Origin of the sequence: Acinetobacter sp. XH1741, from assembly GCF_041021895.1 — a bacterium.
Classification (GTDB): domain Bacteria; phylum Pseudomonadota; class Gammaproteobacteria; order Pseudomonadales; family Moraxellaceae; genus Acinetobacter.
Window position 1 is genome coordinate 2668014 of the sequence record NZ_CP157428.1, and the last position, 15039, is coordinate 2683052.

Here is a 15039-nt window from a genome sequence, read left to right on the forward strand (position 1 = left end):
CTTATCCATGAAAAAAGGGGTTGAACTCAACCCCTTCTTATTTTTACATATAAGTATTATGCACGTTCTAAAAGAACAGCAACTGCCGGTAAGGTTTTTCCTTCAACAAATTCAAGGAATGCACCACCGCCTGTTGAAATATAGCCAATTTGATCAGCAACATTATATTTATCAATCGCAGCTAAAGTATCTCCACCGCCAGCAATTGAGAATGCATCAGATTGAGCCACTGCAAGAGAAAGTGCTTTAGTCCCTTCGCCAAATTGATCAACTTCAAATACACCAACTGGACCATTCCAAAGAATTGTTTTTGAAGTAGTTAAAATATTTGCAAATGCTTTAGCTGTATCTGGACCTACATCTAAAATCATATCGTTTGATGTTACGTCTTCAACTTTTTTAACAACTGCTTGCGCTGCTGCTAAAGAACCCAAGAAATCTTCAAAGTTAATTTGAGAAGCATCAGCTACAACAACATCTGTTGGAAGTGGAACACTTACTTTAGCCGCAATTTGTTTTGCAGTTTCAACCAAGTCAGCTTCGTACAAAGATTTACCAACGTTGTAACCTGCAGCCGCCAAGAAGGTATTTGCAATACCGCCACCAACGATAAGTTGATCACAAATACTAGATAATGAATTTAAAACATCAAGTTTTGTTGAAACTTTAGAACCTGCAACAATAGCCACCATTGGCTTCTCAGGTGTTTGCATTGCACGGCCAAGCGCATCTAATTCAGCAGCCAATAATGGACCAGCAGCAGCTACAGGAGCAAAGCGTGCCACACCTTCTGTAGAAGCTTCAGCTCGGTGAGCAGTACCAAAAGCATCCATGACAAACACATCGCATAAAGCAGCATATTTTTGTGCAAGTTCAGGATTATTTTTCTTTTCGCCAGAGTTAAAACGAACATTTTCAAGTAAAACCACTTGTCCTGCTTGAACGTCCACACCATCAAGGTAATCAGTCAACAATTTAACTTCTTGACCTAATGCTTCAGTTAAGTATGCCGCAACTGGAGCAAGCGACTGTTCAGGCTTTGGCTCACCTTCCACAGGACGACCTAAATGCGAAAATACCATTACAGCAGCGCCTTTTTCTAAAGCAGCTTTTATTGTTGGAAGTGCTGCACGTAAACGAGCATCGCTGGTAATTACGCCATTTTTAACGGGAACGTTTAAATCTTCACGAATAAGTACACGTTTACCTTCTAAATTAAGGTCAGTCATGCGCTGAAAATTCATGTAAAGCTCTCTTTATGATTTTAAAAACGCGCCAATTTTAAATGATTACATCAAAAAAGGTTAGTTTTTTTGCATAAAAGCTGTAGAAAGCCAAAGTTTTGATTATGATAGACGTAGTAATCTAATATTTCATCCATTATGTCTATTCATCCAGATCCACAAATCAATCGTTTAAATGTTTTAGGTGAACCTTTAGCAAGCTGTTGTTTTGACCCTATTACCGGTTATTTTCGAAATGGTTTTTGCCATACGGCTGTAACAGACCTGGGACAACATACTGTATGCGCCCAAATGACTTCCGACTTTTTAAATTTCTCACAAAAAATTGGAAATGACCTCATTACCCCTCTACCGGAAGCTGGCTTTCCCGGTCTACAACCAGGTGACTTTTGGTGTATTTGCGTTACGCGTTGGGTAGAAGCATATCAAGCTGGTCAAGCGCCACCTGTTAAACTTCATGCCTGTCATCAAGCAGTATTAAGTTATGTTCCATTAGATGTATTAATGGAATTTGCAGTGTAATGAAACAACCCAAAATTATTTTGGCATCGAGTAGTCAAACACGTAAAGATTTGATGAATCGGTTAGGTATCGAATATATCTGCATTAGTCCAGATATAGATGAAAGTCCTCGCGGCGAGACTCATGCTGATGATTTAGCAAAAAGATTAGCGTTTAACAAAGCACAGTTAATTGCTCAAAAACATCCTGACGCAATTGTCATTGGATCAGATCAGGTTGCATGGCGAGAACATGCACCTCATGATTTTATTGGCAAACCATTAACTATTGAAAATGCTAAAGCTCAGTTAACAGCAAACTCTGGCCGAACAGTCTTTTTTAGTACGGCTTTAAGTGTGCAGTGTGTTGAAAAGGGTTTTGAACTCACTTTAGTCGAACATTATCAAGTTAAATTCCGCACCTTAAGCGAGCATGAAATCGAAAGATATATCGCTATAGATCACCCCCTTCATTGTGCAGGAAGTTTTAAGTGTGAAAGCCTTGGTATTAGTCTATTTGAAAAAATGATAGGCCAAGATCAAACCACACTAATGGGTTTACCCATGATTCAGCTTTGTCAGATTTTAAGACAGCTTGAACTACAAATTCCTTAATATCAATTCGTTTATTAATAGGCTATCTCCATGACAGAACCTTTAACTGTTTTAGGTAATATTACTGCTGAGCAGTTTTTAACAGAATATTGGCAGAAAAAACCTTTACTCGTACGCAATGCCTTACCTGAAATCGTTGGCATGTTAGAGCCAAATGATGTGAAAGAACTTGCTATAGAAGATCACGTCAGTGCTCGCCTTATTCGTCAAAAAGACAAAAATCCAAATGAATGGCATGTAAAGACTTCTCCTCTAACTAAAGGTGACTTTCAAAAATTACCAAAACTATGGACGCTCTTAGTACAAGCAGTTGATCATTACTCATTTGATTTAGCCGAATTGTGGAAAAAATTTCCTTTCATCCCACAATGGCGTCGTGACGATATTATGGTTTCTTATGCACCTAAAGGTGGTTCAGTTGGAAAACATTTTGACTTTTACGATGTTTTTCTTGTTCAAGGACACGGTCATCGTCGCTGGCAACTCGGTCAAATGTGTGATGCAAGCACTGAATTTGTAGCTAATCAACCATTAAAACTATTACCTGAAATAGATGTTCATTTTGATGAAGTATTAGCTCCGGGCGACTTATTATATGTTCCACCAGGCTTAGCACATTATGGTGTTGCCGAAGATGATTGTTTAACTTACTCTTTCGGTTTCCGCATGCCTAACATTTCAGGCATGATCGACAGAATTAGTGATCAATTTGCTACTGATGAATTGCTACAAAACCCAGTGATGGATATTGCCCGTAAGAATATTCCTCAAATTGGTGAAATTAATGCAGAAGAATTGGCTCATTTAAGAAATTTAGTTTTAGCTCAATTACAGAATTCATCAGTTCTTGATGCTGCCATCATGTCTCATATGACTGAACCTAAATATCCAGACAATATTCCTGAACCCGATGAAATTGAAATTGAAGATCTCAATGCCATTTTGTCAGAAGGCTATGAACTATTGCTAGAACCAGCCTCTCGACTACTTTATACAGAACAAAATGGTGTTTTAAAGTTCTGGGGAAATGGAGAAGATTTACCAATTGTGGAAGCTTTTGCCAATCAGCTTAAGGCTATTGCAGATGGAGCAAGTATTCCCTTCAATAACGAGCTTAATCGTGTAGATATTTTAGAAAACATTGTTCAATTACTGAATGATTCAATTCTTATGCTGTTGCCTCCAGCAGAATAATATTATTTAAAACCATTAAAAGGAGAAATTTATAAAATTTCTCCTTTTTTCTTTTATAAATACATGCTTAAATATACCAATCTTTAAATATATTTTATGGTTAATTGCCTATGTTATAAATTTCTCTTACTAAATCAAAAAAATATCTTCTAAATGTGTCGATTACGACCTAGAAAATTTTTTAATAAATATAAAATTTATACTTAGAGCATCAAGCTTTGTGCTTTTATTGTTTTTAAAAAACCTATTTTTTCCTATCAATAACCATCAATACAATGTAAAATTGCGCGTTCGTGCTTTTTATTTATACACTCGACCATTTAGGCTAAGAGCAAAATATTTGTGTGAGGCTACTAAAATATGTCAAAAAAAGATGACATCATTACCACTGCTTTAAGACTTTTTAATTCATATAGTTATAATTCTATAGGGGTTGATCGTATCATCAGTGAGTCTGGTGTAGCAAAAATGACATTTTATAAATACTTCCCCTCAAAAGAGAAACTCATTGAAGAGTGCTTATTATTAAGAAACTCTCTCTTACAGAACTCTCTTACTGCTGCGATATCTAAAGAAGACGAAAACCATCCATTAGCGCGCATTAAAGCAATCTTTTTATGGTACTCAGACTGGTTTAATAGCGACGACTTTAATGGTTGTATGTTCCAAAAAGCCTTAGAAGAGGTATTAAAACAATATCCTTCAACTCATCAACCAGCAACTTTATACAAAATATGGTTAACGCAGTTAATGCAAGATCTTCTTATTCAACTTAAAATTGAAGAGTCTCGCCCTCTAGCTTTGCTGTTAGTTAACATTTTGGAAGGCATGACAATTCAAGCTCAAGTTGAACATGGTTCAGTAAAAATTAATGACTACTGGAAACGAGTGGAAAAGCTAATTGAGTTTGAAAAAATTGCCTAATAAAAAATAAAGCGTGATATCATTCTTCTTATGTTGTTGAATCTTCTTCTTATTCATCACGCTGCGTCTGAAAGTCAATCTAGTTTAGAGTTAGACATTTTTTTTGGACTATCATACTAAACTAGAATATACAGACCTGTCTGTACAAAATCAATTATATCCTTAAAACATAAAAACTCAATCTTTTTTTAATGTCTTTTTATAGATAAATCAGAATTAACTATTTATAAGGCTAAAAATAGGCTTTATTCCCTTTGACTTTGTTTCATTTATACTTAACAATTACGCTTCTCACACAACGCAACACTTTTGACACAAAACAAATACAAATTCTTGTTTTACCTTAATAATGTTATATATTTATCAATTACACTTATAAACCTTTTCAACAAAAACAATTGGATTGATTAGTTTTGCTACATTCATTTTCTTAAGATCAATCTATACTATGCCGGCCATATTGATATAGGTATAAAGTATGAAAGATGGACTCCAAATTGAAGAAATGAAAAATGCGGCTGACTCAGTCGTTGGAACATTAAAATCATTAGCGAACACTGATCGCTTATTAATTTTATGTCACTTAGCTCACGAGGAGTTGAATGTCTCTCAAATCGAAGAGAAAACCCAAATCACCCAACCCACCCTTTCACAACAACTAATGATGTTACGTAAAAGTGATGTCGTATCAACACGTCGTGATGGTAAACAAATTTTCTATTCTATTAAGGATGATAAAATGCATTCCATTTTGAATATGCTTTATCAGTTATACTGTATAGATTAACTGCTCTGAACTGATAAAATTATAATAATATTAATGTTTTCCTGAAATATGCGATTTTTCAACTTGGTAGCTGGTAATTTCCGAGCAAAAAGAACTGAAAATTCGCGTAGTTTTTCTAGCAATTAGCTTTATTGAAAACAAAAATAGTCTCCCTCCCATTTCTTTTTATATCTTTATTTCGCGTTCGAATTACTTCCTAAAGTAAAAAATCAATAATGTTAGACTCTATATTGAGTGCAATATAAACAAAACGTCATCTTTTATACTTTCAAAGTTTCATTTTAATATTTTAAAAACAAATACTTAATATTACCATTTTTTATTAATCTGATTACTTGGTATAAAAAAGCTTAAGATTCCCATCACTTAAGTATAAAATACTCCGCTTGTTCAACCTTTAGCCACGAATAGGTTAATAAGGCTTTTATATGCTTGAATTCTTTTCTCGATTAAGCTTAGTCACCAAAATTATTATTGCCATTATTTTAGGAATAGGTGTTGCACTCTTATTTCCAAACATTACACCCTACCTAAGCTTGTTTGGTGAACTGTTCATTAAAGCATTAAAATCGGTTGCTCCTATTTTAGTTTTTGTTCTGGTTCTTTCCTCAATTGCTAACTTCCAAATGGGCCACAATGCAAATCTTCGCCCAGTACTATTGCTATACGTTGTGGGCATGCTATTAGCAGCATTTACAGCTGTTATCGTAAGTCTGTCTTTTCCAAGCACGCTTTATCTCAATACTGTTTCACATAACAGTTTACAGGCCCCTGGTAGCCTCGCTGAGATATTAAAAAACTTACTTTTAAGTTTTATTGCGAATCCAGTACAAGCAATCAGCGAAGCAAACTTTATTGGTATTCTCGCTTGGGCAATTGGTCTTGGCTTAGCTATGCGTCATAGCTCAGATACCACCAAACAAGTAATGCATGATATTTCACATGCAGTCAGTGCCATTATTCATAAAGTGATTGCATTTGCTCCTGTTGGTATTTTTGGTTTAGTTGCAGTGACATTCGCTAGCGCAGGTCTTGCTACACTTGAAAGCTATATACAATTATTGGCTGTGCTACTAGGTACTATGTTCTTTGTTGCCTTAGTAATTAATCCAATTTTGGTAGGCTTAACAATCCGTGGTAATCCATACCCACTCGTTTTAAAATGTTTAAAAGAAAGTGGAATCACAGCATTCTTTACTCGTAGTTCAGCAGCTAATATTCCAGTTAACCTTGACTTGGCAGAACGTTTAGGTGTTAATCCATCTACTGCAAGCGTTTCTATCCCTTTAGGTGCAACCATTAATATGGCAGGTGCTGCAGTTACGATTACTGTACTCACTTTAGCAACTGTACATACTTTAGGAATTCATGTTGATTTAGCGACTATGATTATTTTATCAGTCGTGGCTACCATATCTGCATGCGGTGCTTCTGGCGTTGCAGGTGGTTCACTTCTTTTAATTCCAGTGGCATGTAGTCTATTTGGTATTTCATCAGAAATTGCAATGCAAGTTGTTGCAGTTGGTATGATTATTAGTGTATTACAAGACTCTACGGAAACCGCTCTTAACTCATCTACCGATGTTTTATTTACAGCAGCAGTTGATATTCGCTCAAGACAAAACTCTTAAAGAACATGCCATTTCAACATTTACCAAACTGGTTCCAAGTAGGTGCCTTTTTACTGGCAATCAATGCCGGAATGATTAATGTATTAGGGTTAATTACCCTATTACATCAATCAGTTTCACATATGACTGGCAATGTCAGCATGCTTGCGATGAGTTTGGTAAACTGGCAATTTGAACATATTCTATATTTGGTCCTTGTTATCCTTTGTTATGTGTGTGGATCATTTTATAGTGGCTTTATTTTAGGTAATAGCCATTTCAGACTAGACCGCCGATATGGTCTCCCTTTAAGTCTCGTTGCACTATTTATTTTTCTCTGTTGGTTATTATTGCCGTATTTTCCTAGATATGGCCTACTATGGGCTTGTGTTGCTATGGGTTTACAAAATGCCATGGTGAGCCATTACAAAGGAACTATTATCAGAACCACTCACTTATCGGGTGTTTTGACAGATCTTGGCCTTGCACTTGGCTATATGGCACGGGGGTTAAAAGTAGAGAATCGCAGAATTATTCTACATTTACTTATTTTTTCAGGCTTTCTTATTGGTGGTATACTTGCCGCTTCAGTACATCCCTATTTAAAATTGCAATCATTTTTACTTCCAGCAATTTTAAGCTTAACTCTCAGTATTTCATATTGGGTCATTTATTTTCATCGTTCATCCTCTTCAGATTCGGATTAAGTCATGGTTAAAAATGCCTTACAAGCTCAGTTACTCAAAGCCGGTTTAGTTGACAATAAAAAAGCCAAAAAACTTACTAAACAAGCGCAACATGAACAACGTATCGGTCAAAGTAATGAAGCAGAAATTAAAGCAAATATTGAAAAGGCTCAAAAAGAGAAGCTAGCGAAAGACCAAGCTTTAAATTTAGAAAAGCAGCAACAACTTGAAGAAAAAGCCCTAAAAGCGTCTATCATTCAAATGATTAAGCAACACAAAATTGCAGATTTTGCTGGGGAAGTTGTTTATCAATTTATTGATGAGAATAAAATTAAGAAAGTATATCTATCTCAGCAAGTCTACAATGCCTTAGTTACAGGTAGTTTAGTCATTGCCAAAGATCAAGATCAATATGCTTATCTTCCAAAAGCTTTAGCTGAAAAAATTGATCAAAAAATGCAAGGTTTTATCTTAATTAATAATGCTGAAAAGAATGAGCAAACGACCGATGAAGAAGATCCATATGCAGCTTATGTCATTCCAGATGACTTAATGTGGTAAACATGTGTAAGCCTTTATCAATATTCTGATAAAGGCTTTAACTGCTTATGGCAATAACTAATATTTTATCGTCTATTAAAAAAATTATAAAAATTACATTCAGATCAAATTCGTTCACCACTTCATCTATTATTATCGATATAATGAATAAAACATTTTGTCTTTGCGTTACCTTTTAAGGTTTCTTCCCGAGTCCAATTTCATGTCTTGACTAAATTAAATAAGCTTTAGTCAAAGATATACAATATAAACTTTCATGTGTATCCACACATACCCAACAGATCAATGTCTTTATTGAGTTTGATCTAACTGACTTTATTGCAAATTAAATTGCGAAATTTTAATAAAGTAGCTGATGTATAAAGGTAGTCATTCATGCTGAAGTGGTTTGAAAAACTTGTAGATCCTTATCCAACAAAAGGTCTGGATGAACCCTTACCGAAACGCTTTTTTCCATTTGTTTGGCAAGCTACCGAAGGCGTACGTCCTTATTTATTACTACTTATTATATGTACAGCAGGCGCAGCTACATTTGAAGCCCTACTCTTTTCAAAAATTGGGCAACTTGTAGACTGGCTCAGCCACAGTCAGCCTGAAAGTTTTTTAAGCCAACATGCTTCCAATATACTTATTCTAATTAGCGTTTTATTTGCTAATATTTTATTTGTTAATATTCAATCCATTATAAAACATCAAATTTTATATAGTACTTTTCCTATGCGCTTACGCTGGCGCTTTCACAACCTTCTGTTAAAGCAAAGTCTAGATTTTTTCCATAATGATTTTGCTGGACGCCTTTCGGCCAAGGTGATGCAGACGGCTTTAGCTATCCGTGAATTCTGGATTATTTTGGGCGATATGTTGGCCTATGTGAGTATTTACTTTATTACGGTTAGTATTGTTCTTGGGGCAATTTCTCCAACTTTACTCATCCCACTCATGGTTTGGTTAGGGCTATTCTTATTAAGTGCTTGGTTCTTTATCCCACGTTTAAGCAAAATCTCGCAACAACAAGCGGACGCCAGAGCTGTGATGACTGGCCGTGTCACAGACGCCTACACAAATATTCAAACTGTTAAGCTATTTGCTCATGCTGGTCGTGAAAGCCAATATGCTAAAGCTTCAATGAAAGAGTTTATGTCTACCGTCTATGCGCAAATGCGTTTAGGTACACTTTTTGAAGTCAGCATTAATATGTTGTCTGCTGTTTTATTTGTTGGCGTGATTGGTACCGCAGTTTGGTTATGGACCCAAGGTTTAGCAGCTTTAGGTGTCATTGCTGCGACTACTGCCATGATTTTAAAACTCAATAGCATGGCTGAATTTATGATGTGGCATATGTCAGCATTGTTTGAAAATGTGGGTACCATCCAAGATGGTATGCAAACACTAGGCAAGAAAATCAATATTCAAGATAAACCAGATGCAAAACAACTTGATGTCACTCAAGGTGAAATCGTATTTAAAGATGTAACCTTCGCCTATAACAATAAAAATGTCATCGATCACTTTAATCTACACATTAAAGCAGGTGAAAAGATCGGTATTGTTGGCCGTTCAGGTGCAGGTAAATCAACTCTTATCCAATTACTATTACACTTCTATCATCTTAAGGAAGGTGCAATTTTAATTGATGGGCAAAATATTGAAGATGTAACGCAAGATAGTCTAAGAGCGAATATTGCTTTGGTTACTCAAGATACTTCTTTACTACATCGTTCAGTTGCTGAAAATATTAAATATGGCCGTCCAGATGCAACTGATCAAGATATGCAAAGTGCTGTACATAAAGCTAAAGCGGCTGAATTTATTCCTCATCTTGTTGATTTAAAAGGTCGTTCAGGCTACGAAGCCCAAGTAGGTGAACGCGGTGTAAAACTGTCAGGTGGTCAAAGACAGCGTATTGCTATTGCACGTGTATTCTTAAAAGATGCGCCAATTTTGATATTAGATGAAGCAACAAGTGCATTGGACTCTGAGGTTGAAGCAGCTATCCAATCAAGTTTAAATGACCTTATGGTAGATAAAACGGTTATTGCAATTGCTCATCGATTGTCTACTATTGCTCAAATGGACCGTTTAATTGTTCTTGATGAAGGTAAAATTGCAGAACAAGGCACCCACGAAGAATTAATTGCAAAAAATGGTATATATGCGCAATTGTGGAAACGTCAAACAGGCGGCTTCCTTATTGAGCAAAAAGCAACACAGGGTCAAGATTAATGCTTTATTTAGAAGATTTGAAAATTGGTGATCGTTTTATTAGTCGTGAATACGAAATTACACTAGACGAAATCAAACAATTTGCAAATAGCTATGATCCTCAACCATTCCATACCGATGAAGCGCTAGCCAAAGAAGATCCTATTTTCAAGGGTATTGCTGCCAGTGGGTGGCATACCTCTGCAATCACTATGCGGTTATGGACAGAATGTATGCCAATTTATGGTGGCTTAGTGGGTTCAGAGTCTAGTCTACGATGGCCACGCCCTACTCGACCTGGTGATCGGATTCATGTTGAAGCGGAAATTTCCGCGATTACACCATCCAAAACAAAATTAGATCGTGGTATTGTTAGTTACGTTACGCAGGCCTTAAATCAACATGGGGATGTTTTGCTTATTTCAACAACGAAAATCGTTGTCTTTAAAAAGAATGTTTAATGAATCGTTGATATGATTGTCTAACAGTTTTTATAAACTCAAATTATATTTCATGACAAGATGTGTAAGAAATGCACGTAGAGAATTGATGAGAGCAACGGAACGCATATGAAAATTACCTCAGCTCGTCAAGATCAAGGTATTCCAGGAGTCTATGGCTTATTGCTATTAGATGTCGTTTCACGTTGGGGATACAACGATGAAACGTTATTTGCTCCTTTTCATCTTACTAGTGAGCAATTGGCAGATCCTGAATATCGTATTTCAACACCTGTAGCGAATGAGCTAGTTAAACATGCCTTAAATCTAACTGGTGAAAGTACGCTGGGTTACCATATTGGCACCCAAATGCGTATTTCAATTCATGGATTTATTGGCTATGCAATTATGACAGCCAAAGATATTACAGAAGCTATTGCCCTTGCTGCACGTTTTATCCAATTACGTTTACCCTTTTTACAACTCTATTTTTCTACGTTCGGTCCGAAAGCCACATTACAGCTACAATGTGATATTGAACTAGAACCACTTCGTACCGAAATCGTTTTAGGCTTAACCATTGGTATCATGACCATGGCAAAAGCGATGACAGGTATTGAAGATTTAGCGGGCGATGTCGATTTAGACTTTCCAGAACCTGAGGGTTTTGATAAATATAGAAATAAACTAAGCAGCATTATTCGCTTTAATCAGCCCCATTTAATCTCTAGTTTTGATAAAAAATATTTAGGTCTTAAATTAATTAATTCAGACCCAATTGCCAGTCAAGTTGCTATTAATCAATGTGAAGCCGAACTATCTGCTTTGGGTGAGCGCCGTCGTTTGGCAATGCGTGTACGTGATATTTTAAGTAATTCTGAACAACATTACTTAAGCATAGAAAATGTAGCAGAATACTTACATATGTCAGATCGTACATTAAAACGACAATTGGCAGCTGAAGGGACTTCATTTTCAACATTAGTAGACGAAGTAAGATATCGTCATGCGACTTCACTACTTTCACGCACAGATTATAGTCTTGAACAAATTGCAGATGAACTTGGATATTCCGATGTCGCCAACTTCAGCCGTGCTTTTAAACGCTGGAGTGGCCGTAGTCCGAGTAACTGGCGCAAAGACCCCTATTTATAATGTTATTAAAATATTAGACACATGCTTAAGGAGTTGTCATGAACCACCCTTCAGAATTGAAGTATGCACGTACACATGAGTGGGTAAAAGTTGAAGGAGACCTCGTTGTTACGGGGATTACCGACCATGCGCAAGATGAGCTTGGAGACCTGGTCTATGTTGAAACTCCTGAAGTTGGCAGTAAGGTAACAGCTGGTGAACAAGCTGGAGTAGTTGAATCAGTTAAAACTGCTTCTGACATTCACGCTCCTGTTTCCGGTACTGTAGTAGAAGTAAACACAGACCTTGAAGATGATCCAGATTTTGTAAATGAAGACCCATACGGTAAAGGCTGGATATATAAAATCAAACCAGACAATATTGCAGATGTTGAAAAACTTTTAACAAATGCAGAATATGAAGCTGGCCTATAATATAGGTATAGTTTTTAAAGTTTAAAGAACCAGTTTAAATTTTAACTGGTTTTTTTATATGTATGAGCCAGTTTTTAAAAAACCTAATGAATGAGTAGATAATTGATATGACCAAACTTGTTGTATTTTCCGGTGCGGGCATGAGTGCAGAAAGTGGAATTAGCACATTTCGCGATAGCAATGGTCTATGGGAAAATTATGATATACAGCAAGTTGCCACTCCAGAAGCATGGGCAAAAGATCCTGCTTTAGTTCAGCGGTTTTATAATGCACGAAGAAAAAATATTTTAGAGTCTCAACCAAATGAAGCTCATCAATATATTGCAAAATTACAAAAGTATTTCGATGTGCAGGTCATTACACAGAATATTGATGATTTACACGAACGTGCCGGTAGTCAAAATGTCTTACACCTCCATGGTAATATTCGACTAGCGAAAAGTTCTGGACCCAATGCACAATATACAACTCAATTTTATGAAATTAATGGTTGGGAATTAGATTTAGCCCGTGATCTCTGCCCAGAAGGTTATCCACTTCGTCCTCATGTTGTTTGGTTTGGTGAAGCAGTTCCTGCTTATGAAGAAGCAATAAAGCAAGTACAAGAAGCAGATATTTTCATTGTTATTGGTTCAACCTTAAGTGTCTATCCTGTTGCAGGCTTAGTTCATGAAATTTCTAATTACACCCAAGCTTATTATATAGATCCGCAAGCAGATCATTATCGTGTTCCATCTCAATATAAACTGTTAAAAATGACGGCTACGCAAGGTATGCAAGACCTATTTCATAAATTGACGGACTAATATTTTTGCTCTTTATAGATATATTCCATTTTTAAACTAGATTTTTCGCAAGAAATTGACTGGAAAACATTCACTTTAAATCACAATTTTTCCATAGCCTTGTCTATCACAGTTAATTTTGTAACCAAACATACTGATATTTTTCCGAAATTTCTTATTTTTCTAATTTTTTAAAAGATCACTAAACTATTAGATTAATCTAACTCTTTGATTAAATATATTTAAATTCAAATTGTAAACAAAATTACAGTCGTTTACATAAAAATACACAAAATACAGCATAAATTTAACAGAGCAAAAAAATTCTTTTGTGGTTGAATCTCAACCTCTTGAAATGCCGTACAAGAAAACAGCGACCTGGATTAGGTTACAATCACGGATTATGGATATAAGGACACACATCCATTATGAGTTATTTTGATCCCACCCTCATCATGTTTATGGTGTACATCGTAGCAATGGTACTTATTGGCTTATTTGCCTACCGTGCTACAAGCGACTTCTCTGATTATATTCTTGGTGGTCGTAGTTTAGGCAGTTTTGTTACTGCATTATCCGCAGGCGCATCAGACATGAGTGGTTGGTTACTCATGGGCTTACCAGGAGCGATTTATCTTTCTGGTTTATCTGAAGCGTGGATTGCTATTGGTCTAATTATCGGTGCTTGGCTTAACTGGTTACTGGTTGCTGGTCGATTACGCGTTCATACTGAAATCCAAAATAATGCACTCACTCTGCCCGACTATTTTACAAGTCGATTTGATGACCAGAAAAAAATTCTTCGTATTTTCTCTGCCGTTATTATCTTGGTTTTCTTCGCAATTTATTGTGCTTCAGGCATGGTAGCTGGTGCCCGTTTATTTGAAAATTTATTCGGCATGTCATATACCACTGCAATTTGGTTAAGTGCTATTGCAACAATTAGTTATGTTTGTATTGGTGGGTTCTTAGCTATTAGCTGGACCGATACTTTCCAAGCTGGCTTAATGATTTTTGCTCTCTTACTGACTCCAATCGTAACTTACCTTGCAATTGGTGACACAACTCAGTTTGTGACGCTTATTGAAGCTGCTCGCCCACATGCATTTAACATCGTTTCAGATTTAAGTGTAGTGGCTGTTTTATCTTCCATGGCTTGGGGTTTAGGCTATTTTGGCCAACCGCACATCCTTGTACGTTTTATGGCTGCTGACTCTGTAAAATCAATTCCTGCTGCTCGCCGTATTGGTATGACTTGGATGATTTTATGTCTAGTTGGTGCAGTCGGTGCTGGTTTCTTTGGTATTGCTTATTTCCAGCAACACCCTGAACTTGCAACAGTTGTAAGTAAAAACCCTGAAACTGTATTTATGGAATTGACTAAAATTTTATTCAATCCATGGCTTGTCGGTGTCATTCTAGCTGCGATCTTGGCTGCTGTTATGAGTACATTAAGCTGTCAGCTTTTGGTGTGTTCAAGTGCGCTAACTGAAGATTTGTACAAAGGTTTCATCCGTAAAAATGCATCTCAAAAAGAGCTTGTATGGGTTGGGCGTATCATGGTTCTTGCAATCGCAATTCTTGCAATTGTGCTTGCAGGTAATCCAGACAGTAAAGTTCTTGGTCTCGTTTCTTATGCATGGGCTGGGTTTGGTGCTGCATTTGGTCCACTCATCATCTTGTCATTGTTCTGGAAACGCATGACATTAGAAGGCGCTTTAGCAGGCATGATCGTAGGTGCAGTTGTTGTGATCGGCTGGAAAAATCTTTTCGCAAGCACTGGTGTTTACGAGATCATTCCTGGCTTTATCTGTGCATTTATCAGCATCATTGTAGTGAGTTTAATTAGCAAAGCTCCAAACACTGATGTAACTGATCGCTTTGAACAAGCAGATAAACTTTACAAAGAAAGTGTATAAAAAT

At 36.4% G+C, this 15039-nt stretch carries 15 protein-coding genes; 14 read left to right on the plus strand and 1 reads right to left on the minus strand.

What is annotated here, in order from left to right; genetic code table 11:
* Window positions 1-56: 56 nt before the first annotated feature.
* The gene (locus tag ABLB96_RS12700; RefSeq protein ID WP_348897183.1) at window positions 57-1244 is read right to left on the minus strand and encodes a phosphoglycerate kinase; all 1188 of its coding nucleotides are present in this window, start codon (window positions 1242-1244) and stop codon (window positions 57-59) included.
* Between the two features lie 138 nt (window positions 1245-1382).
* Here ABLB96_RS12700 and ABLB96_RS12705 point away from each other — a divergent pair, with 138 nt between their 5' ends.
* The 14 genes from ABLB96_RS12705 to putP all read left to right on the plus strand — a co-directional run bounded on the left by ABLB96_RS12705 (window position 1383) and on the right by putP (window position 15035).
* Window positions 1383-1766 carry a DUF2237 domain-containing protein gene (locus tag ABLB96_RS12705; protein ID WP_348897184.1) on the plus strand — a complete coding sequence of 128 codons (384 nt, stop codon included), beginning with the start codon at window positions 1383-1385 and terminating at the stop codon, window positions 1764-1766.
* Complete coding sequence (locus ABLB96_RS12710) at window positions 1766-2359, plus strand: Maf family protein (protein ID WP_348897185.1); 594 nt, start codon at window positions 1766-1768, stop codon at window positions 2357-2359. Before ABLB96_RS12705 ends, ABLB96_RS12710 begins: the two co-directional genes overlap by 1 nt.
* 30 nt (window positions 2360-2389) lie before the next feature.
* Complete coding sequence (locus ABLB96_RS12715; protein WP_348897186.1) at window positions 2390-3553, plus strand: cupin domain-containing protein; 1164 nt, start codon at window positions 2390-2392, stop codon at window positions 3551-3553.
* Between the two features lie 360 nt (window positions 3554-3913).
* A complete protein-coding gene (locus tag ABLB96_RS12720; RefSeq protein ID WP_348897187.1) occupies window positions 3914-4477 on the plus strand; it encodes a TetR/AcrR family transcriptional regulator in 564 nt (187 codons plus the stop codon).
* Window positions 4478-4955: 478 nt separating this feature from the next.
* A complete protein-coding gene (locus ABLB96_RS12725; protein WP_348897188.1) occupies window positions 4956-5264 on the plus strand; it encodes a metalloregulator ArsR/SmtB family transcription factor in 309 nt (102 codons plus the stop codon).
* A 428-nt stretch (window positions 5265-5692) separates the two neighbouring features.
* Window positions 5693-6895, plus strand: a complete 1203-nt coding sequence (gene sstT / locus ABLB96_RS12730) for a serine/threonine transporter SstT (protein WP_348897189.1) — start codon at window positions 5693-5695, stop codon at window positions 6893-6895.
* A 5-nt stretch (window positions 6896-6900) separates the two neighbouring features.
* Window positions 6901-7581, plus strand: a complete 681-nt coding sequence (locus tag ABLB96_RS12735) for a YoaK family protein (RefSeq protein ID WP_348897191.1) — start codon at window positions 6901-6903, stop codon at window positions 7579-7581.
* Between the two features lie 3 nt (window positions 7582-7584).
* Window positions 7585-8121, plus strand: coding sequence for a DUF2058 domain-containing protein (locus tag ABLB96_RS12740; RefSeq protein WP_309455670.1), 537 nt, complete (start codon window positions 7585-7587; stop codon window positions 8119-8121).
* Window positions 8122-8496: 375 nt separating this feature from the next.
* Entirely contained in the window at window positions 8497-10344 is a 1848-nt protein-coding gene (locus ABLB96_RS12745; protein WP_348897193.1) for an ABC transporter ATP-binding protein, read from the plus strand.
* Window positions 10344-10784, plus strand: a complete 441-nt coding sequence (locus ABLB96_RS12750; protein WP_348897194.1) for a MaoC family dehydratase — start codon at window positions 10344-10346, stop codon at window positions 10782-10784. Before ABLB96_RS12745 ends, ABLB96_RS12750 begins: the two co-directional genes overlap by 1 nt.
* A gap of 108 nt (window positions 10785-10892) precedes the next feature.
* Entirely contained in the window at window positions 10893-11918 is a 1026-nt protein-coding gene (locus ABLB96_RS12755; RefSeq protein ID WP_348897195.1) for a helix-turn-helix domain-containing protein, read from the plus strand.
* Between the two features lie 38 nt (window positions 11919-11956).
* Complete coding sequence (gcvH, locus tag ABLB96_RS12760) at window positions 11957-12331, plus strand: glycine cleavage system protein GcvH (protein WP_348897196.1); 375 nt, start codon at window positions 11957-11959, stop codon at window positions 12329-12331.
* A 98-nt stretch (window positions 12332-12429) separates the two neighbouring features.
* Window positions 12430-13137: a Sir2 family NAD-dependent protein deacetylase gene (locus ABLB96_RS12765; protein WP_348897215.1), complete on the plus strand. Its 708-nt coding sequence runs from the start codon at window positions 12430-12432 to the stop codon at window positions 13135-13137.
* 407 nt (window positions 13138-13544) lie between these two features.
* Window positions 13545-15035, plus strand: coding sequence for a sodium/proline symporter PutP (gene putP / locus ABLB96_RS12770; RefSeq protein WP_348897197.1), 1491 nt, complete (start codon window positions 13545-13547; stop codon window positions 15033-15035).
* Window positions 15036-15039: the final 4 nt, after the last annotated feature.

Excerpts from the sequence above, each read along its gene's own strand:
- ABLB96_RS12700 (WP_348897183.1), bottom strand. The coding sequence starts at position 1,244 with ATGAATTTTCAGCGCATGACTGACCTTAATTTAGAAGGTAAACGTGTA.
- ABLB96_RS12705 (WP_348897184.1), top strand. The coding sequence starts at position 1,383 with ATGTCTATTCATCCAGATCCACAAATCAATCGTTTAAATGTTTTAGGT.
- ABLB96_RS12710 (WP_348897185.1), top strand. The coding sequence starts at position 1,766 with ATGAAACAACCCAAAATTATTTTGGCATCGAGTAGTCAAACACGTAAA.
- ABLB96_RS12715 (WP_348897186.1), top strand. The coding sequence starts at position 2,390 with ATGACAGAACCTTTAACTGTTTTAGGTAATATTACTGCTGAGCAGTTT.
- ABLB96_RS12720 (WP_348897187.1), top strand. The coding sequence starts at position 3,914 with ATGTCAAAAAAAGATGACATCATTACCACTGCTTTAAGACTTTTTAAT.
- ABLB96_RS12725 (WP_348897188.1), top strand. The coding sequence starts at position 4,956 with ATGAAAGATGGACTCCAAATTGAAGAAATGAAAAATGCGGCTGACTCA.
- sstT (WP_348897189.1), top strand. The coding sequence starts at position 5,693 with ATGCTTGAATTCTTTTCTCGATTAAGCTTAGTCACCAAAATTATTATT.
- ABLB96_RS12735 (WP_348897191.1), top strand. The coding sequence starts at position 6,901 with ATGCCATTTCAACATTTACCAAACTGGTTCCAAGTAGGTGCCTTTTTA.
- ABLB96_RS12740 (WP_309455670.1), top strand. The coding sequence starts at position 7,585 with ATGGTTAAAAATGCCTTACAAGCTCAGTTACTCAAAGCCGGTTTAGTT.
- ABLB96_RS12745 (WP_348897193.1), top strand. The coding sequence starts at position 8,497 with ATGCTGAAGTGGTTTGAAAAACTTGTAGATCCTTATCCAACAAAAGGT.
- ABLB96_RS12750 (WP_348897194.1), top strand. The coding sequence starts at position 10,344 with ATGCTTTATTTAGAAGATTTGAAAATTGGTGATCGTTTTATTAGTCGT.
- ABLB96_RS12755 (WP_348897195.1), top strand. The coding sequence starts at position 10,893 with ATGAAAATTACCTCAGCTCGTCAAGATCAAGGTATTCCAGGAGTCTAT.
- gcvH (WP_348897196.1), top strand. The coding sequence starts at position 11,957 with ATGAACCACCCTTCAGAATTGAAGTATGCACGTACACATGAGTGGGTA.
- putP (WP_348897197.1), top strand. The coding sequence starts at position 13,545 with ATGAGTTATTTTGATCCCACCCTCATCATGTTTATGGTGTACATCGTA.